Source organism: Microcoleus sp. A6-C6, assembly GCF_036705955.1.
GTDB lineage: Bacteria > Cyanobacteriota > Cyanobacteriia > Cyanobacteriales > Microcoleaceae > Microcoleus.
This window is the reverse complement of the sequence record NZ_JAUBVR010000045.1, coordinates 18,741-37,298: the sequence shown is the minus strand read 5'-3', so window position 1 is coordinate 37,298 and position 18,558 is coordinate 18,741. Positions and strand designations below refer to the sequence as shown.

The 18,558-nt window shown below is 47.6% G+C and carries 15 protein-coding genes; 7 read left to right on the top strand and 8 right to left on the bottom strand.

Annotated elements, in window-relative coordinates; genetic code table 11:
• Positions 1-24: 24 nt before the first annotated feature.
• Together QUB52_RS18400 and QUB52_RS18395 are read left to right on the top strand one after the other, a co-directional pair.
• Positions 25-309, top strand: coding sequence for a hypothetical protein (locus tag QUB52_RS18400; protein ID WP_265238533.1), 285 nt, complete (start codon positions 25-27; stop codon positions 307-309).
• A gap of 102 nt (positions 310-411) precedes the next feature.
• A complete protein-coding gene (locus QUB52_RS18395; protein ID WP_265238530.1) occupies positions 412-1,476 on the top strand; it encodes a tetratricopeptide repeat protein in 1,065 nt (354 codons plus the stop codon).
• Between the two features lie 298 nt (positions 1,477-1,774).
• Here QUB52_RS18395 and QUB52_RS18390 read toward each other — a convergent pair whose 3' ends face one another.
• The 4 genes from QUB52_RS18390 to QUB52_RS18375 all read right to left on the bottom strand — a co-directional run bounded on the left by QUB52_RS18390 (position 1,775) and on the right by QUB52_RS18375 (position 6,507).
• On the bottom strand, positions 1,775-4,015 hold the full coding sequence (locus QUB52_RS18390) for a phosphoketolase (protein ID WP_332968749.1): 2,241 nt from the start codon (positions 4,013-4,015) through the stop codon (positions 1,775-1,777).
• Between the two features lie 196 nt (positions 4,016-4,211).
• Positions 4,212-5,471, bottom strand: a complete 1,260-nt coding sequence (locus QUB52_RS18385) for a COP23 domain-containing protein (RefSeq protein ID WP_332974299.1) — start codon at positions 5,469-5,471, stop codon at positions 4,212-4,214.
• Entirely contained in the window at positions 5,456-5,923 is a 468-nt protein-coding gene (locus QUB52_RS18380) for a hypothetical protein (RefSeq protein WP_332974300.1), read from the bottom strand. Before QUB52_RS18380 ends, QUB52_RS18385 begins: the two co-directional genes overlap by 16 nt.
• 50 nt (positions 5,924-5,973) lie before the next feature.
• The gene (locus QUB52_RS18375; protein WP_265238523.1) at positions 5,974-6,507 is read right to left on the bottom strand and encodes a COP23 domain-containing protein; all 534 of its coding nucleotides are present in this window, start codon (positions 6,505-6,507) and stop codon (positions 5,974-5,976) included.
• Between the two features lie 796 nt (positions 6,508-7,303).
• Between QUB52_RS18375 and QUB52_RS18370 the strand changes: the two genes are divergently transcribed.
• Positions 7,304-7,909, top strand: coding sequence for a hypothetical protein (locus tag QUB52_RS18370; RefSeq protein ID WP_332974301.1), 606 nt, complete (start codon positions 7,304-7,306; stop codon positions 7,907-7,909).
• A gap of 89 nt (positions 7,910-7,998) precedes the next feature.
• Positions 7,999-9,375, top strand: a complete 1,377-nt coding sequence (locus tag QUB52_RS18365) for a cytochrome P450 (protein ID WP_332974303.1) — start codon at positions 7,999-8,001, stop codon at positions 9,373-9,375.
• An 808-nt stretch (positions 9,376-10,183) separates the two neighbouring features.
• On the opposite strand, the gene QUB52_RS18360 is transcribed toward QUB52_RS18365, so the two are convergent.
• Complete coding sequence (locus QUB52_RS18360) at positions 10,184-10,471, bottom strand: hypothetical protein (protein WP_265238519.1); 288 nt, start codon at positions 10,469-10,471, stop codon at positions 10,184-10,186.
• 500 nt (positions 10,472-10,971) lie between these two features.
• Here QUB52_RS18360 and QUB52_RS18355 point away from each other — a divergent pair, with 500 nt between their 5' ends.
• The 3 genes from QUB52_RS18355 to QUB52_RS18345 all read left to right on the top strand — a co-directional run bounded on the left by QUB52_RS18355 (position 10,972) and on the right by QUB52_RS18345 (position 13,601).
• Complete coding sequence (locus QUB52_RS18355) at positions 10,972-11,232, top strand: MoaD/ThiS family protein (RefSeq protein WP_265238517.1); 261 nt, start codon at positions 10,972-10,974, stop codon at positions 11,230-11,232.
• Between the two features lie 569 nt (positions 11,233-11,801).
• Positions 11,802-13,100 carry a threonine synthase gene (gene thrC, locus QUB52_RS18350; RefSeq protein ID WP_265238515.1) on the top strand — a complete coding sequence of 433 codons (1,299 nt, stop codon included), beginning with the start codon at positions 11,802-11,804 and terminating at the stop codon, positions 13,098-13,100.
• A gap of 225 nt (positions 13,101-13,325) precedes the next feature.
• Complete coding sequence (locus QUB52_RS18345) at positions 13,326-13,601, top strand: MoaD/ThiS family protein (protein WP_265238514.1); 276 nt, start codon at positions 13,326-13,328, stop codon at positions 13,599-13,601.
• Between the two features lie 135 nt (positions 13,602-13,736).
• Here QUB52_RS18345 and QUB52_RS18340 read toward each other — a convergent pair whose 3' ends face one another.
• The 3 genes from QUB52_RS18340 to QUB52_RS18330 all read right to left on the bottom strand — a co-directional run bounded on the left by QUB52_RS18340 (position 13,737) and on the right by QUB52_RS18330 (position 17,961).
• The gene (locus QUB52_RS18340) at positions 13,737-15,638 is read right to left on the bottom strand and encodes a ribonuclease J (RefSeq protein WP_332974305.1); all 1,902 of its coding nucleotides are present in this window, start codon (positions 15,636-15,638) and stop codon (positions 13,737-13,739) included.
• Positions 15,639-15,918: 280 nt separating this feature from the next.
• The gene (gene dapA / locus QUB52_RS18335) at positions 15,919-16,812 is read right to left on the bottom strand and encodes a 4-hydroxy-tetrahydrodipicolinate synthase (protein ID WP_265238510.1); all 894 of its coding nucleotides are present in this window, start codon (positions 16,810-16,812) and stop codon (positions 15,919-15,921) included.
• 105 nt (positions 16,813-16,917) lie between these two features.
• Entirely contained in the window at positions 16,918-17,961 is a 1,044-nt protein-coding gene (locus tag QUB52_RS18330; protein WP_332974307.1) for an aspartate-semialdehyde dehydrogenase, read from the bottom strand.
• Positions 17,962-18,558: the final 597 nt, after the last annotated feature.

Here is an 18,558-nt window from a genome sequence, read left to right as displayed (position 1 = left end):
ATTCGGGGAAATTGTGGATTTTGGATGGTTAATTCCAAAGGAGATGCTATGCTTCAAAGATATTCCGAATGTGCAGCGCCCGTTAGCGGAGCCCTCGAAGAGGATCGCATAATCCTCGTGAAAAACGAGGTGTACAGGTTGCCTCAAACTCATCATGAAATTCAAGTCTTGTCAGGAGTTGCTTGGATCACAGTTGACAAACAGGACATCATCTTACACGGGCCTGAGAAAACATCGCTTCCACCAAGCAAAAACTTTGCTGTCATCTCCGCGCTCAACAATATGCCGCTGATTATGGCAGTCTGGTAACACAAAAGCCAAGTCAGAACCTAGCAATTAAGAAAGAAATTGGCAGGAACACCCCAAAGAGATCTATCTTAGTTATAAATAGGCTCTTGGAGGACTCGATCGGTGTACTGCCGCTCTTACAACTTCAGCTATCTCGCAGCTATAAGTATTGTCTTATCGCCCGCACTCAGCTTGCTGGAAATTTCAGACGCTGGGGCATTTGCCCCTATTATAGATGCTACGCCGGCTCGATCGGGCGATCGCGCCCAAGCAACAGACCCCAAAACGCAAGCAGACCAACTCTTGGAAACAGGAGTAAAACAGCACCGCGAGGGTTTGTTTCGAGAAGCCATCCAAACTTTTGAGCAAGTTTTGGCAATCCGCAAGCAACTCGGCGACCAAGCCGGAATCGGCGAAACCCTCAACAATATGGGGGAAGTTTATGGCGAAATGGGTTTGAGGCCCAAAGCTTTGGAAGTTTTGCGGCAAGCTTTAGTCATTCACCGAGAAATCAGCGGAGGGCGTCGTATCGCGCGCACTCTCAATCTCATTGGTTTCGTTAACCGGATTGGGGACAATTTTTCCGAAGCGATGAAACTGCACCAAGAAGCTTTGGAACTTGCCAAAACTGCCGATGACCAAATTGAAATAGCAGAATCATTTCACAACATCGCCGCTGTGTACGCAGAACAGTCAAATTACGCTAAGGCGATCGAATTTTACCAGCAAGCGCGGACAATTCGCACTCAAGAGGGCGATCGACGCGATTTAGGCCGTACCCTCAATAACATGGGCGGCGTATATTACAACATCGGTGACTTTAATAGAGCGATGGAATTTTATCACCAAGCTTTAGCAATTCGCCGGGAAATTGGAGACAGGGCTGGCGTCGGCCGTCTCCTCAACAACATGGCACTTACCTGTCGCAAACAGGGCAAAGATACTCAAGCGCTGATCTATTTTCAGCAAGCAATACCGATGTTGGAAGCAATTGGCGACAAGACAAGTATCGGACGCTTGCTTAACAATATGGGCTCGATTTATGAAAGTCTCCGTCAATCCGACAAAGCTCTCGAATCCTACGAGCGAGCTTTGAACATTGCTCGCGAAAGTAGTGACAAAGCTGGAGCAACTACGGCGATGGAGGGTATTAAACGATTGTCTTCCGGTCAGCGTTTGTCACAATAATGGCAGTATCTAATCATCACAGTTTATGGAGTTAAGTCTGTGCGATCGAGAGCATCTGATTATGGAATTAATCCTATTCGATCGCAATATCTTAGCCTTGAATCCTTGAGAATCTCCCGGTTTCTAACCAGGAGATTCTCAAATTATAACCTAACCCAATACGGTTCACTTAACACTATTTATGCCCCGGAGATCCCCTAAATCCCCCGAAAGCAAGGGGGACTTTGAGAGCATTCTTGTCCCCCCCTTTTTCAGGGGTGTGCCAGGGAGATCAGTCTTAAGTGAACCGTATTATAACTTAATGAACTAGCTCGATCGCCCTTTTAGTCAACGCCTCAGCAGTCAACCCATTAAACGCCATCAACTGACCCGCACTAGCAGTCGTTTCCCCCCGCTTCCAAGCGAAAGTATCACGCGGGCAATTGCTGCGAAGCATCACCGGCTCCAACATCCCAGAAGCACCGCCTGTCACGCCAATCAAGGCATCTCCACCAAACATTTTGGCAAAATTCTCATCGCTCAAAAAGCCGCCGTCAGCTTCCGAACAAGTATCCCAAGCAACATCGCTTGGACGGTACAAGCGGCGCGGATTCACAACAGAAACAATCCGTACTCCAATCCCTTCTGTTTCCAAAAATGCTGCGGCTTCAAACACTGGCATTAAAGTCATGTCGCCCACAACAGCAAACACCACTTTCTTACTTCCCCCTTGATTTTGGGATGCTTGCGGAGAATCAATTTCGTGCAGCACAATTGCACCGTCTTGCAATCCTTGGCGAGTCTGTTCAAAAGTAGTGCGAATTGGCAGCGGCGACTTGCTCGCAGTAATCACAACTCCCTTATTTCTGGCATTCAAAGCCCACTCGTAACAAGCTTGAATGCTGTTAGCATCGGGTGGAAACAAAGGAAACACATTTCCATTCCGCATCATTGCCGCAAAATAAGCCTCAATTTCCGGGCGTTGGTGCGTCCAACCGTTGCGGCCTTGTTCCAATGCACCTGCCGTAAATAAGGTGACAGTAGCCGGAGTTGGACGGCGTAATTCTGCCATTGCTTGCGTGACAGTTTGCCAAATTGGTAAACCGTTGATGGCAAAAGATTCGTAGGAACACCACAAACTCCGCGCTCCAAATAGCGACAAACCTACTGCTAAACCCGCGCAAGCATCTTCGCTCAAAGGTTCGTAAACTTGACCGTTTGGCGCTTGATTGTACAAGTCATCCGTCGTCGGGTGAATGATTTTCAGAGCTTGGTTGATGTTGGCAATTGCCGATGCTTCATTACCATCAGCATTAGTAACTAGAAAAGTCCGATCGCACTCGCCGACTTTCGCTACCAAACGTCCCATTGCTGTTGTCGAAATCTTCGACTCTCCGCCAACCGCAAATTCTTCTAAAGGCAATTCGCCCAAATCTGCCAGCGGCAATGTAAACTCAGTAACAACGGTTTTCGCGGCAGGCCCGCCACCCGCGCGCTCGCAATTTGTCCGCACCAACTGCCACGCCTCAGCAGTCAAAGCGCGCTGTTTTAAAGCGCTGATAATATGCGGAGCATCCAGCGTATCTTTTGGATAAAGATTGTGAGATTTTGCGCCCAATGCGTGCACGCCAGCACCTTTTAACTGTTTGATAATAAATACAGTTAATTTGCCGCCGAGAGCTGATTTTGCCGCTTTATCAACTCCTTGTAAAACAGCTTTGGTAAATGCCATGCGCTGTTCGAGTGAAAAAGCAGTGCTGTCAACATAAGCTTCCGGTTGATTTTTATCGTCAAATTCCTTAGCATCAACTAAGATAACTTCTTCAAAACCGTTTCCTTGCCAATAAGCAATCATTTCCGCATTGGTTTTAGTCGAAACCATGCTGTGATGTTCTTGGGAATATCCGTTCCAAACTAACACTGGTAAAAAGTTAGTAGCCTTGGGATAAGCAGTGTGGAAATGCCCCATGCTGCTCATTGGATAGGGTTCGCCCATGCCGCCGTCGCCCATTGTGAAAGCAAACAGTTTGCCGGGGTGCAAAAGCGCTCCCGCCATTGCAAAATGCTGCCCTTGTCCGAGGGGGCCAGCAGGTGCTAAAAGGCCGGGAATGAAACCAGAAAGATGTCCTAATAAACCATCTTTTTCGCGGAATTTATCGCGCACTTGCTGTACGTTGACAATTCCCATGTCTTCTAAAGATCGATCGAGAAACATGGCACTGTAAAATCCCGGCGCGTGGTGCCCGACTTCGGTGACAATGTTCTTGTGTCCGAGCATCACCAACGCGGCGTAGGCTTCAGCTTGGCTGGCAAAACCGCCCGGATGTCCCGATGCCTTGCTGGCGGTGACTTGCAGCGTCAGGTAGCGCAGGGCGTCTGCTCCCAGCATTGTTTGAAAGACGGCGGCGGGATCTGCCGCATCGGCGATCGACTTGCTCCCCTGGGCGATCGCAGGTGTTTTCCCGTAAGTCTCAAAACCCGGCACATTCTCCGAGAAATACTGGATTCCTTCGCAAAAACTGGGAATTGCTGACGTTGCCTTCGGCGTAGTTGCAGTCATTCTTGATACCTGAAAAATTTGACTTGGATTAATGTAACAGTAATTTTATAGCTTTCTTGTTGCAAAAAATCATCACTTCTGCTATCTATAATCATAAATAATTAAAATATCTCTATTTTAAAGCTGAGAACGCCCCGCATTTCAACAATACAATCGGCGTAATTCAGCCCAATAAAAAATCATTACTGAGTAGCAATTAGGGTTCTTCGCCAACATCTAAATCGAGCCGTTCCCTAACATTAATATAAATCGGAGTGCCGCTTTCAAACAGAGAAGGTCTAGCCTTCTGATTCCCCAGCCACACAAAGAAACTGCTGAGTGCAGGAGCAGGATCTTGATCGCGGCGCAGCGTGTAGATCAAACCTTCGCACGGCCCGTTAACGCGGCTGGTGGTGCAAATCACTTTCTGATTGTTGACTGTGCCGACAGTGACATAATTTAGCTGTTTGTTGCGGCTGTAATTTTCCAGGCGCTGAGTCACTTGTTTGCAGCGAGTCAGAGGATCGTAGCCAGAATCCGAAAAGAAATTAGAATTCCAGCGAATCCAAGGCTCCCTAAACCCTTGCGGATTTTGATAAACCGTCATCGGTTCGCCGGTGGAGGTATCGCAGACAAAGCCTCCTGGCCCCAGATTCGATTGAGTTTGACTGTAGCCGCGCTGGATCGAAATATTGCTGAGAATATCAAACCCGTTAGGTAAGGTTTGCGATCGCAACGCCATCAAAGAATCGATCGGGATTGCTGCATTCAACCCAGTTTTAATTTCCTCAATCTGACCGTTCCACTGGCTGATCACCGTACCAACAGTATCACCCTGACCGTGAATTCCCACAACAGTGCCATCAGCATCAAATACAGGCCCGCCGCTCATGCCGCGCCTGGTGACTGCTTGATACCGCAGTCCGTACCCCGATGATGCGCGATCGAGACGAGAAGAAACAATACCAGCAGTAAATTCGAGTTTTCTTTCATACCAAGAAGCGATGGGCAGTGGATAGCCAGCAACATAAATAGTAGAACCGACTACAGCACGTTTTGATTCGCCAATTGGCGCTACTGGATAATTGTCTCGGCTGTAAAACTGGATCAGAGCTAAGTCTATATCGCGATCGCTTTTCGGCAGACGCTGTATTCTGATTGCTCTATAGTTTTTTTCCAAATGAGTGCGAATGCTGTATTCTTGAGCGAGGCTGGCAACAACGTGATTCGCCGTCAGAACGGTGTAAATATTGCCTTGTTTCGCAATAATTACTCCCGAACCGCTAGTAGCAAAACCCAGCGTATTATTAACTTCTACGGTGCTCAACATTGCTACTTGGGCAATTTCTTCTGCTGTTTTGGCACAAGCAGCATATTGTTGGCCGACAATTGCTATCGCCGTTATTGCACCGGTCAAGATGATTGTCAGCGCCCCGAACCGCGAACTCCACAAATTCATCGCTAACTCCCCAGACATGACGAGACGAACTGCAAATATATACCGATCGGAATTCCCCAACTGGATTTAACCATTTTTTCCAATAATTCTCGCGTCGGCGCGCTTCCATATTCAAAAGTATAGACCTCAAAACCGGGATGTCGATCGCTGCCCCGATCGTTAATTGCAACCAAGAAACCTTTGCCATTAAAAATCCGGCGGCGGTTCATGGCAATTTTAACGTTATTTGTATACCGCAAGCTATAGCCTTGACAAAAAGATTTTGGCAGCAGCAACTCTAAAAAATCCCGCGCTACTGCCCACACCTCAGCACTGGCAGGGAATCCGGCGACGACTGTCCCACCGCCAGGGGGAACCCAACATCGCCCAGCCTCCTGGCAATTCCCAGCGGTTGATGTGGGAACTGCGATCGATCTGTTAACCGTAGATTTCCAACGTACAAACACTGATCGACGCAGATAATTCAACATTGAAAATTGCCCAACCATTAAGCAAGGCTGGAGGATGGCGAAAAAATTGGCTATTGCGCCCCATCATCCGTGCTTTCCCCTAGTTTTTGCCTCACGTCAATGTAAGGAATGTTACGGGTTTCATCAAAAGACGGCATCCCGACATATCCTTGACGCCAAGCTAACAAATTATATAAAGAGCCGATCGGGTCTTGGCCTGGTCTGAGAGTATAAATCAAATTTTGACACAAACCGTTGACTTGATTCGCCGTGCAGATGACGTTTTGGCCGTTCATCCGGCCTGCTGTAATGTACTTGAGCACCCGGTTGCGGCGATAGATTTCTAGGCGCTGGCTGACTAATTGGCACCGAGTTTGTGGATTGTAGCCAGAACCGGAAAAATAATCCGAACTCCACTCAATCCAAGGCTCTACCGCACCTTGAGAGTTTTGGTACACCGTCACCGGTGCGCCGCTGACGGCGCTGCACGAAAATCCCTTTTCCCTGGGTGAACTCCAGCCGTAACTAGGCTCAAAAGGCACTGTCAGGCTGCTGAGGGCGATCGCGCTTGCCGCCAAAACCTTCGTCAATAATTGCTGTTTCATGATGATGTTCTCACTATTTTTGATGGAATTCGGTAGAAAAATCACCAAATATTGCGATCGCACCCTGAATGCGCCAGAGGCTGGCTGCTAAATTATGTTGTTCGCGACTTGCACGTTTGCAATACCAAATCCGGCTTAAATACCCGCTTTATTTCTTAGTCCGTCTCGACGGATGAAAGCTTGTACAGTCGAGGTTTCAAACGCCGAGTCATCAGGGATTTTTAAGGCGGATTTTGTTCTGTAACTGCACCGAAAGCCCAGTTATGCCACTCCTAAGCCCTCGTAAAATGCGCGCAACCGTCGAAAATATGTCCTCATTACTACTAATCAAGGTCAAGGTTTCGCCAACCGGAAAAAAGCTGTTTAAATCGGACGCGATCGAGCGATTTGCAACGCTACATCACACCGCTGATAGGTTATTCGATCTGACTGGCAATCTAGCGTTACGAGCTTAATCCGATCGGATACCCAGCCGGCAGCAGCGTTGCACGCATAAAGTGCCTTACCCGTTTACGTGATACCACACTAAAAGCCAGGTATTAATGATAACTTTTAACTTTTTTTTCATCTACGTATATCTCTGGCACGGATTCACAAATTATCTGAAATTATCTGCTCTAGAGTGTGTTTATCTGCTTTTCATCTGCGGTTTATGTATCGATCGAGAACTTATCCAAGAAGTCTAGTATTGCGGATGCCGGGAAATACTCATAAGTGAGTGTAATCAGGGAGTAAGTGCTTTCTACCAGCAAAATTCACCCTCCACGCACAGACGTGGAGTTGAGTATTAAAAACTATGAACAGTATCTGCAAAAATTTAGGGTATTTAGCCGCTGGATTAATTTTGATGGGCAGTAGCAGTTGTTCCAGCTATGATGCAGCGAACTTAACCGCAAACCAGAGCCAATCCCAAACTAGCACCGGTCAATTCGGAGACTTACAGCTAACGGGAAATCAACTTCAGACTCGATCGGCTCAAGCAGCACAGCCTTCTAACTTTATTTCTCCTGTTTTAGCCAGTGGAGTAACATCACAAAATACTGTCACCGTTAAAGTTTATAAAGTAAACAATCTCTGTCAAACTCTGAACCCGGAAACAGTAACAGGCCCCGACAATCAGTTAATGTCATCCGTCGTTAATGAAGTGTTAAAGCAGGAGATTTTCGCTAGTCTGGGTTTAGTTGGTTATCGGCTTAAAATCGATCGCAACCTTGGAATCGCTACCGTAGATTTACGGGCTTCCGGGAATTCCCGGCAAAAATTGCAAAATTTGTCAAGTTGTCAGATGTTAGGTTTGTTCGGGGGCGTGCGCCAAACCTTAACCAGTTATGCTCCTTGGCAAATCAAAACAGTGCGTTTTACAGAGCTTGGACAGGACATTGTAAGCACCGTTCGAGAATAATCTCTTAAAATTATGGGAGAGCGTATAACCCGCTTTCTGCAAGATCCCTATGGATGTTATCCGCGTCCTCTAACAGCACCACAATTTTTATGACTCTACCTGACGGCCCCAAAACCCCCCGCTTCGTGCAACTAATTCAATGGATCGGCGATCCACTTACGTACATGGATGTAAGTGCCAAAAAGTATGGGGAGATTTTCACGATTCGATGGGGCAACCTTGAACCATTCGTGATGATCCACAACCCCCAAGCGATCCAGGAAATGCTCAACAGCAAAGCGCTTGACGCCCCAGGTGATATCAACGGTATTCTCAAACCGGTGCTGGGAGAACAATCGATGATTGTGATCTCTGGAGAAAAGCACAAACGCCAGCGCCAATTATTGATGCCGCCCTTTCACGGGGAACGGATGCGCAACTACGGCCAGCAAATTTGCGATATTACTCAAGATGTTGCCAGTAAGTGGAATGTCGATCGACCTTTTGTCGCCCGCACCGCCATGCAGGAAATCACCATGCGGGTAATTTTGCAAGTAGTCTTCGGCTTGGATGAAGGGCCGCGGTTGCAGCAACTGTCCCCGCTGCTGGCTTCAATTCTCGATATGACCGGCTCTCCGCTGCGATCGAGTATGCTATTTCTGTCCTGGATGCAGCAAGATTGGGGCGCTTGGAGTCCTTGGGGACGGATGAAACAAAAGCAGCGGAAAATTCAGGAACTGATGGACGCGGAAATAGCAGAACGCAGACAGCAACCAGACAGCAACCGCACCGACATTCTCAGCTTAATGATGGCCGCCCGCGACGAAAACGGCGAACCGATGACTAATGAAGAATTGCGCGACGAGTTGATGACGCTGTTGTTTGTAGGCCACGAAACCACAGCAACTGCTTTAGCTTGGGCATTTTACTGGATTCACAGTTTGCCCTCAGTGCGCCAGAAACTGCTGCAAGAATTGGACAGTTTGGGCGAAAATCCCGACCCGATGGAGATTTCCCGGTTGCCGTACCTGAGTGCGGTTTGTCAAGAAACACTCAGAATTTATCCCGTGGGAATGCTGACGTTTCCGCGAGTAGTGCGGGAGCCCGTGGAACTGATGGGATATCAACTCGAACCGGGTACGGTGGTTTTCGGCTCCATTTATTTAACCCACAGGCGGGAGGATTTGTATCCAGAACCGCAGCAATTTAAGCCGGAACGGTTTTTGGAGAGGCAATTCTCGCCTTACGAGTATTTGCCGTTTGGGGGCGGTAGTCGTCGCTGTATCGGCTTAGCGCTGGCGCAGTTGGAGATGAAACTGGTGGTGGCAACCATTTTGCGCGATTTCGACTTAGTATTGGCCGAGAAAAAGCCGGTACAGGCCAAACGCCGAGGGGTGACTTTAGGGCCAGCGGGCGGTGTGCGGATGGCGCTGCTGGGGGGGCGGATGCGGCTGTCAAAGCCTGAACCTGTTGCTAGTGGGGTTTGATTTTGTAGCGGCAAATAATTAGGGAAGAATGGGCGATACCTTCGGCCTGCTTCGCTTACGATCGGCAAGCGCCCATTTTTTGTAGCACCCGCTACACAAAAACAGCTATAATCCTTAACCTGTAACCATCAGCCGCTCTCAATATTCAAATTTTCAGTCTAAAATGGTATGAACCTTGCAAACACAACCTGAAAGCAAAAGTGGGTTATTGCAATAGTCCTCTTGATATCTAGAAGACCTGGCTGCCATACTTTAAAAACATATGCATACCCTGTTATTCAGCAAGGTCGGAAGCGTGTTGGCATTGCCTGCAATCTTCCGGCCTCTTTATTTTTTTTGCTACTTTAGACCTTCGGCATTCTGATGCAGAAGGCAAGGCAAAAGTATAAATTCTCCCTATCTTCTCAACTCCCCTCTCTTGAATTAGAGTGGTTTCTCCTCGAATTGAAAAAGCATCCGCCACCAAGTTTAATAAATTTCTGTGGGTGATTGCAATAGTCCTCTTGATATCTAGAAGGCTTCCCTGCCATACTTTAGAAACATATGCATACCCTGTTATTTAGCAAAGGTCGGAAGCGTGTTGGCATTGCCCGCAATCTTCCGGCTTCTTTATTTTTTGGGGTTGGAAGACTTGCGGCTAGAGATGCAGAAAGCAAGACAAAAGTATACATTCTCCTCTCTCCCCATCTGCCCCTCTCCTCAATTAGGGAGGTTCTGCCTGCAATTGAAATAGAATCCGGCAGCAAGTTTAAGGAATTACTAAGAAAAAATTAATAACTTGTTAAACGCTCTCCTTCTGGCTCTTCTCTCAATCTTCTGTTTTCAGAAATTCCGAGACAGAGACAGACTTCGGGAGACTCTCGATATCTTGAATTTCGCTTTCGTGGGCAAAAAACTCGACTTCTTTGTCGTCAATCTGGATCTGATAGCTAGCGGTAGCAGTCACAATCCGCCGCTTTTTTTTGTCTTCTATTAAAACCCAACACACCACAGGTCTTACCCACCTCTCAATGTGCTGGCTTTGCTTCGTACTCCCAAAGGCATACCAGCCTTTAGCTTCAATAATTTGCAGCACTTTAAAATCGTTATTTGCCATAAATATCTCGATCGCGTTAACTTGACTATTATTTTTAGATCGAACGGCACGTTTGCGTATCGGGGCAAAGCTTCGGGAATTCCCAGATGGACTTGACGACCAGATTTTTAGTCGGGCAGCAGCAGGTTAGCTGGGCGTTATCTGCGTTGTTGCTCACTAAATTTTGTGCGATCATTGTACTCTCCCACAATTACGGGAAAGTATCTATACCGTATCCTGAAAAAATAGTTTGGCAGTAGCCTAAACAGCAGCCAACTAGACCTTCGCTATCTGCATCTAAGTGAATGACAACTACTTATGAAGCCTGGTTGGTGAGATCGATCGCTATAAATAAAATGCTGTTCGGACTTTCTACTGCAATCTCTAGTTACGTTTTACCCGATCGCGCCAAACTCAACTAGAGATTGCCGCTTTCAATTCTAAGCCTCGGCGCGCGTAATTCTCAATTAATTATATGGTTTAGTTAATAATTGCCCAACTGTCGATCGCACAAAACAGCCGTGTCTAACTCTTCGATTACCATCACCGTTAAACTATTCGCCGCCTTCAGTGAAGCCTACGGCGTTTCAGAACTTACACTAGAATTTCCTCCCGAAACCCCAGTATCTGAAGTGCTCGAAAGCTCGATCGCCCAATATCCTCAATTAGAACAGTGGCGCACGCGCACCCGCTTCGGCCTCAACCTAGAATTCGTCTCCCCCGACACCATCCTCCAAGACGGCGACGAAGTTGTACTCATCCCCCCCGTCAGCGGTGGGTAAGCAGAGGGGGAGAGGGGGAGAGGGGGAGAGGGGGAGAGGGGGAAGCCTGTATTCTCGTTAGTAAACCCCAAATTTCGTAGACGCGCTGACCTCCAGAAACCGGGTTTCTTCCTATATTCTCGTGAATCAACCCAAAATCTCGTAGAAACCCGGTTTCTCGGCCCCCGCCGTAAGATTCAGAAACCGGGTTTCTTCCTATATTCTCGTGAATCAACCTCAAAATCTCGTAGAAACCCGGTTTCTCGGCCCCCGCGCCTCAACCCTGTAGTTTGTCGTTTTGAGTCACCCAGCAAAAAAACTTTATAAAGTTTTGAAATAGTTTTTTCGGCAAATCATTCTTGAGTTCGGTTAAACAAGAAATTTTCCCTCTGAACCAACACTGTTCTGCAGAGCCTAGAAACGTCTCTCAGAAAGAAATTGAGGACTATCCAACTACCTGCCGTTTCGGACAAAATACTGCTGCAAAATCAATCCCGACTAAAAAAGTCGGGTATGGTTGACGGGGTAAATCCACCGTGCTAATGTGTCCTTAAGAATTAGAAAACATCGCAAAACTAGAGAGTTGAGCTATGACCCAGGCCACCAGAACACAATCCACAGCAGCCACCTTCACAGCCCTCAAATGTAAAGAATGCGGCGAAGAGTACGAACTCCAAGCCAAGCACGTCTGCGATTGCTGTTTTGGCCCGCTTGAGGTCAAGTACGACTACGAAGCAATCCGCCGCACAGTTACTCGCCAAACCATCGAAGCCGGCCCTAACTCGATTTGGCGCTACCGCGCATTCTTACCAGTCGCTACAGATAACGTCATCGATGTTGGCACGGGGATGACTCCTTTAGTAAAATCCCACCGCTTGGCGCGCCGCCTCGGTCTAAAAAATCTTTACATCAAAAACGATGCCGTCAATATGCCCACTCTTAGCTTTAAAGACAGAGTGGTGTCAGTCGCCCTCAGTAGAGCGAGAGAATTGGGTTTCACAACGGTATCCTGTGCCAGCACTGGCAACTTAGCTAACTCCACCGCTGCGATCGCCGCCCACGCCGGTCTCGACTGCGTAGTCTTCATCCCCTCCGACTTAGAAGCTGGTAAAGTCCTCGGAACTCTGATTTACAATCCAACTGTCATGTCAGTTCACGGCAACTACGACCAAGTTAACCGCCTCTGTTGCGAAGTCGCCAATACACACGGCTGGGGATTTGTCAACATCAACTTGCGTCCCTACTATTCCGAAGGCTCGAAAACCCTCGGCTACGAAGTTGCTGAACAACTAGGCTGGCAATTGCCCGATCACATCGTCGCCCCCCTCGCTTCCGGCTCTTTGTTCACAAAAATCTACAAAGGCTTTAATGAATTCATCGAAGTCGGTTTAGTTGATGACAAGAAAGTCCGGTTCAGCGGTGCTCAAGCTGACGGTTGTTCCCCCATCGCCCAAGCATTCCGCGAAGGTCGCGATTTCGTAACACCAGTCAAACCGAATACAATTGCTAAATCGATCGCGATCGGCAATCCAGCAGACGGTATGTACGCCTTGGAAGTCGCCCGCAAAACCAACGGCAACATCGAATCCGTCAGCGACACCGAAATCATCGAAGGCATGAAACTACTAGCAGAAACTGAAGGCATCTTCACAGAAACCGCAGGCGGCACCACGATCGCAGTCTTGAAGAAACTCGTAGAAGCAGGTAAAATCAATCCCGACGAAACCACCGTCGCCTACATCACCGGCAACGGCTTGAAGACTCAGGAAGCCGTCCAAGGCTACATCGGCGAACCCATCACCCTCGAACCCAAACTCGAAGCCTTCGAGCGCGCCCTAGAACGCGCCCGCACCCTCGAACGCTTAGAATGGCAACAAGCTTCGGTTTAATTATTAGTCCTTAGTCATTGGTCATTAGTCATTAGTCATTAGTCATTAGTCATTGGTCATTAGTTGTTAAGCTCTTGAGTGATGACAACTGACTGCTAACAACCGAAAACTGACAACTGACTAAGGACTACTGACTAAGGACTACTGACTAAGGACAACTGACCAAGGACTACTGACTAAGGACAACGGACTACTGACTACTGACTACTGACTAAGGACTAAAAAATGACCGTCAAAGTTTTAATTCCCACTCCCCTGCAAAAATTTACCAACAATCAAGCCACCATCGAATGCGGCGGCGGCAATATTTCCGAACTGATTGAATCCCTGGAAACAAATTGTCCCGGCATCAAAAAAAGCCTGTGCGATGAAAAGGGAGAACCCCGCAGATTCCTGAACTTCTACGTCAACAGCGAAGATATCCGCTTTTTGGATGGGACAGGAACAGCACTCCAAGATGGTGATGAAGTTAGTATTGTTCCAGCAGTTGCTGGTGGTTGATTAATTTTGCAACCGCAGATGGTGGCCGATAAACAAAGATGAACGCAGATAGAATTAATTAATTACTATCTGCGTTTATTTGCGTTCATCTGCGGTTGAGAAACAAATCCCTGGCTTGGCCAGGAATTGTTAATTCTAGGAAACTACGGAAGCAACTTTTGCTGCTGTCCGGGGGCGACGACGACCGGTTACTGCATTAGCAGGAACAGGCGCTGGCGCTGCCTCTGGTGCTGATTTCGATGATGGCGATGATGGGCCTAATAGCTTGGGTGCTTCTAAAGAACCTGGAGCTACTGCTGCTTTTTCCCATTGGACAAATAATGCTCCTTCGGGAATTTGCATCAGGAATACTAGCATGGGATTGCTTTGAAGTTCCCGACGCAGTACCCGCTGAATTGCCCGTTCTATTTGCGTTTGCACTCCAACCCAGTCCACATCAACTCCTGATTCGGCAGTTGTTGAAGGTCTGACAAATTCTGACCAACGATCGCCTAAAATAGTCTCAATCGTTTGTGTGATCGATTGTTGTAGCAGTTCGCGATCGGCTGATGTGACTACACCTTTCAAGTGTATTTGCGGCGTAGCAACTAACTTACCTTCTGCATTTAACGCCGCAGCTACTGTCACCGCGCCATCTCCAGCCAACTGTTGACGTTCTTTGAGGACGTTTGCCTTCACTACGCCCGATCGAGAAGAGTCTACCAATTCAATTCCTGAAGGTACTTTAGTACCAAGTCGCATCGAATTTTCAGTTAATTCTACGACATCGCCGTTGTCAATAATCACCATATTGCTCGCGGGAATGCCCATGCTTTGAGCCGTCTTGGAGTGCTGAACCAGCATCCGATGTTCCCCGTGTACCGGCAAGAAGAACTTGGGACGAGTCATGTTAATCATTAACTTTTGGTCTTCCTGACAGCCGTGCCCGGAAACGTGAATGCCTTTGTCGCGGCCGTAAACCACGTTTGCACCCAGCATCATCAGTTTGTCGATCGTATTTACCACTGCGATCGTATTTCCCGGAATCGGATTAGCCGAGAAAATGACTGTATCACCTTTTCTGATTTTCAGTTCGTGATGTTCGCCGTTAGCAATCCGAGTCATCGCCGCCATCGGTTCACCTTGCGAACCCGTAGTCAAAATCAAAACCTTGTCTTCGGGCAAATTGCGGATTTCTTTCAGCGGTTTGAAAATACTATCTTCGCATTTGATGTAGCCAAGATTGCGACAGTGAGCGATGACGTTCAGCATCGAGCGGCCAACCACTCCGACATACCGATTGTTTTTCTTAGCCAAGTCCAAAACAATTTGCAATCGGTGTACCGACGAAGCAAAAGTCGTCAGCAGTACCCGTCCCGTTGCTTGAGCGATAATTCTGTCTAAATTCGGAGCGACAGAACGTTCTGAAGCGGTAAAACCAGGAACTTCCGAGTTAGTAGAATCGCTGATCAAACACAGCACGCCTCTTTCGCCGTACTCAGCCAGCTTTTGCAAATCAAAATGCTCGCCGTCTACAGGAGTGTGGTCAATTTTAAAGTCTCCAGTGTGAATAATAATTCCGACGGGAGTGTGAATTGCCACAGTGAAACTGTCGGCCATCGAGTGAGTGTTGCGGATGTATTCGACTAAGAAATGCTTACCAATTCTGACCATATCCCGTGGTCGAACTGTTCTCAATTCAGTGCGGTGAGATACTCCGGCTTCTTCCAATTTTCCAGCGAGCAAGGCCATCGCCAAACGCGGGCCGTAGATGACTGGAATTTCAAATTGCTTGAGGTGGTAAGGGATGCCACCGATGTGGTCTTCGTGACCGTGAGTCACTATCATACCTTGAATTTTGTGGCTGTTTTCCCGCAGGTAAGTCATGTCTGGGAGGACAATATTTACACCGTGCATTCCATCTGTGGGGAAAGCTAAACCTGCATCTAAAAGAATTATTTCGTCGCCGTACTCGAACACACAAGTGTTTTTGCCGATTTCGTGCAGCCCGCCGAGGGGAATAACTTTTAGAACTTGTGCAGTTGTATTTTTGATCATGCGTATCCTTTGTTAGTTGTTTTTGTTATTTGTCTGTTGTCTTTCGTCTTTCGTCTTTCGTTCGTAGGGCGATTATTTTCCAAATATTTATGGAAAACTCCCCGGCGGGTTTTTCTATACCCGTACAGTCAGTTGTCTTTTGCCTTCAGTCCTTAATCTTCAGTCTTTGGTCTATCACCATTAGGTAATTACTAACAGTTAATGACTGATGACTGATGATTAATGACTAATGACTCATTACAACCAATATTCAGTTGTCTGAAAACTCGTTCTCGCCTATCTAGCTAGCAGATACTGTGGCTAGCTGACTCAGTACGTCCTTTAACTTTTGAGTTACCTCAACGGGCGGAGCGCACAGGGGCGGACGGGTGGAACCTACATCCCAGCCTTGAAGTTTAAGAGCTGCCTTAACGGGAATGGGATTTGTGGTGAGAAAAAGAGCTTTAAACAGGTCAAAAAGTTGCAAGTGAATCTGGGTAGCGACTTGAACTTGACCGGCCTCGAAAGCTTTGATCATCTGTTGCAGTTGCTCTCCTACCAGATGGCTGGCTACGCTAACTACACCAGATCCTCCTACCGCCAACATGGGCAAAGTTAGGGAATCATCTCCAGAATAGATCGCAAATTCAGGTGATGTCAAGCACCGAATTTGACTTGCTTGATCTAGGTTGCCACTTGCTTCTTTGACTGCCACAATGTTGGGGATTTCTGCCAATCGAGCTACTGTCTCCGGCAACATATTTTGGCCTGTGCGACCGGGGATGTTATATAACATTATAGGCAATTCTGGAGCAGATTGCGCGATCGCCCGAAAATGATTGTACAAACCTTCTTGCGGTGGCTTGTTGTAATAAGGAACCACCTGCAAACAGCCGTCTAACCCTAGTTTAGCTGCTTTTTGCGTAGCTTCGATTGCTTCTGAGGTCGAATTCGATCCGGCTCCTGCGATTACCAAAGCTTTACCGGCAACTGCCTTTTGTACCACCTGAAATAATTGGTACTCTTCATCCCAGCTCATAGTGGGAGATTCGCCCGTAGTTCCGCACACTACCAAGCTATCCGTACCGCGATCGGCTAAATGAACTGCCAATTGTTCTGCTACCGCATAGTTAACACTGCCGTCTTCTTTAAACGGCGTAATCATTGCAGTCAGAACCCGTCCAAACTTTACCACACTTTCTCCGATTTTAGACTGTTGATTTTTGATTTTAAATTTTTGATTTCAGATGAAAGGTTTATCTAAAATCTTCATTTCAATTACCGTATTGCCAGCTTCCCGCTAAATAGAAGCCGCCTGCGCTGGGATTCGCAGCAAATCTTTGTCTGCGAGCAACTCGGCTATCTGCACCGCATTTAAAGCCGCCCCTTTGCGAATTTGATCGCCGCACAGCCAAATCTCCAACCCGCAGGGGTGAGAAATATCTTGGCGAATCCTGCCGACTAGCACTTCATCCTTACCGCTAGCCTCGGCGGGCATCGGGAAATAATTAGCTTGCCAGTCTTCTACCAGCTTAACGCCGATCGCCTGTTTTAAGATTTCCCTAGCGTCGATCGGGCTAAAAGGCTCTGCAAACTCCAGGTTAATCGCCTCGGAATGGGCGCGGAGTACGGGAACCCGCACGCAAGTCGCACTAATTCTCATCTCGTCCGTACCAAAAATCTTCCGAGTTTCGTTCACCATTTTCATCTCTTCCTCACAATACCCCAAATCGTTAATCGGTGTATTGTGCGGAAACAAGTTAAAAGCCAAGGGGTAGGGAAAAATCTCGGTTTTGGGAATTTCCCCTGCCAAAATTGCTCTAGCTTGATCTTTCATTTCCTCCATAGCCCTTGCGCCCGCGCCGCTGGCAGACTGGTAAGTCGCTACAACTATGCGCTTGACTGGTTTAACTTTGTGCAGAGGCCAAACGGCAACTGCCATCAAAATCGTCGTGCAGTTGGGATTAGCAATGATACCTCGGTGAGCTGCCGCCGCTTGGGGATTGACTTCGGGAACCACTAGCGGTACGGTCGCATCCATGCGGAAAGCGCTGGAATTGTCGATTACCACGGCCCCGGCGGCCACCGCTTTCGGAGCCCAGAATTTAGAAGTAGAGCCGCCGGCTGAGGCTAGCACTAGATCTACATTATCGAACGATCGCTCGGACACTGCTTCAACTGGCAGCATCTCGTCGCCGAAAGGCAATTTTGTACCTGCTGAACGTTCCGAAGCCAGCAGCTTCAAGTTAGAAATCGGAAAACTCCGGCTGTGCAATAGTTCTAGCAACTCGGCACCGACTGCGCCGGTAGCTCCTAAAATGGCAACTCGATAGGATTGAGACAAATTAGTTTCCTCCAAAAATTAAAGTCTAAACATCGAAATCTAAAATTTAAATAACCGCAATACTAAATATCAAACTCAATTAATCTTATGCGACATCGGGGCGCGATGCAGATGGCAAGGGTGCAGTTAGCCACAGCGGTCGATCGCCACCAATCCTAGTTTAGCATCTTTTGCCGTTAGCGTTAGCGAAGCGATCTCTTATGAAAGCCCGCGCCTACGGGAGGCTCATCAACGAAGAAAATCGCCCGCGCCTAATCCGCATCCGGTTAGCTGCTGATATATCTCCACTTTAGCAGACGCATCCATTGACTTTGACTGGCCACGCAGCCAAAAACATTGACATCAGGCGGCGATATATGCTATGGTGCATCGGCAATTGGTGGACTTAACCTCCACATTATTAGCAGCAAAAGCCAGTATCCTCAAACTAGAACTATTTGGCAAGATCCCAAAAAGTAGCTGGTTATGACTTACACTCTGATCCAGTAGAGGTGATTGTAGTTGTGCCGTTACAAGTCAAAGCGTACAAAAATAAAATGCAGGCAAAGTTAGATTTGTATGTATTTTATCACTATTGTTAAATATCCCAAAAAAAGC

Excerpts from the sequence above, each read along its gene's own strand:
- QUB52_RS18390 (WP_332968749.1), bottom strand. The coding sequence starts at position 4,015 with ATGACTGCAACTACGCCGAAGGCAACGTCAGCAATTCCCAGTTTTTGC.
- thrC (WP_265238515.1), top strand. The coding sequence starts at position 11,802 with ATGACCCAGGCCACCAGAACACAATCCACAGCAGCCACCTTCACAGCC.
- QUB52_RS18365 (WP_332974303.1), top strand. The coding sequence starts at position 7,999 with ATGACTCTACCTGACGGCCCCAAAACCCCCCGCTTCGTGCAACTAATT.
- QUB52_RS18370 (WP_332974301.1), top strand. The coding sequence starts at position 7,304 with ATGAACAGTATCTGCAAAAATTTAGGGTATTTAGCCGCTGGATTAATT.
- QUB52_RS18345 (WP_265238514.1), top strand. The coding sequence starts at position 13,326 with ATGACCGTCAAAGTTTTAATTCCCACTCCCCTGCAAAAATTTACCAAC.
- QUB52_RS18400 (WP_265238533.1), top strand. The coding sequence starts at position 25 with ATGGTTAATTCCAAAGGAGATGCTATGCTTCAAAGATATTCCGAATGT.
- QUB52_RS18380 (WP_332974300.1), bottom strand. The coding sequence starts at position 5,923 with ATGTTGAATTATCTGCGTCGATCAGTGTTTGTACGTTGGAAATCTACG.
- QUB52_RS18340 (WP_332974305.1), bottom strand. The coding sequence starts at position 15,638 with ATGATCAAAAATACAACTGCACAAGTTCTAAAAGTTATTCCCCTCGGC.
- QUB52_RS18375 (WP_265238523.1), bottom strand. The coding sequence starts at position 6,507 with ATGAAACAGCAATTATTGACGAAGGTTTTGGCGGCAAGCGCGATCGCC.
- QUB52_RS18385 (WP_332974299.1), bottom strand. The coding sequence starts at position 5,471 with ATGTCTGGGGAGTTAGCGATGAATTTGTGGAGTTCGCGGTTCGGGGCG.
- QUB52_RS18360 (WP_265238519.1), bottom strand. The coding sequence starts at position 10,471 with ATGGCAAATAACGATTTTAAAGTGCTGCAAATTATTGAAGCTAAAGGC.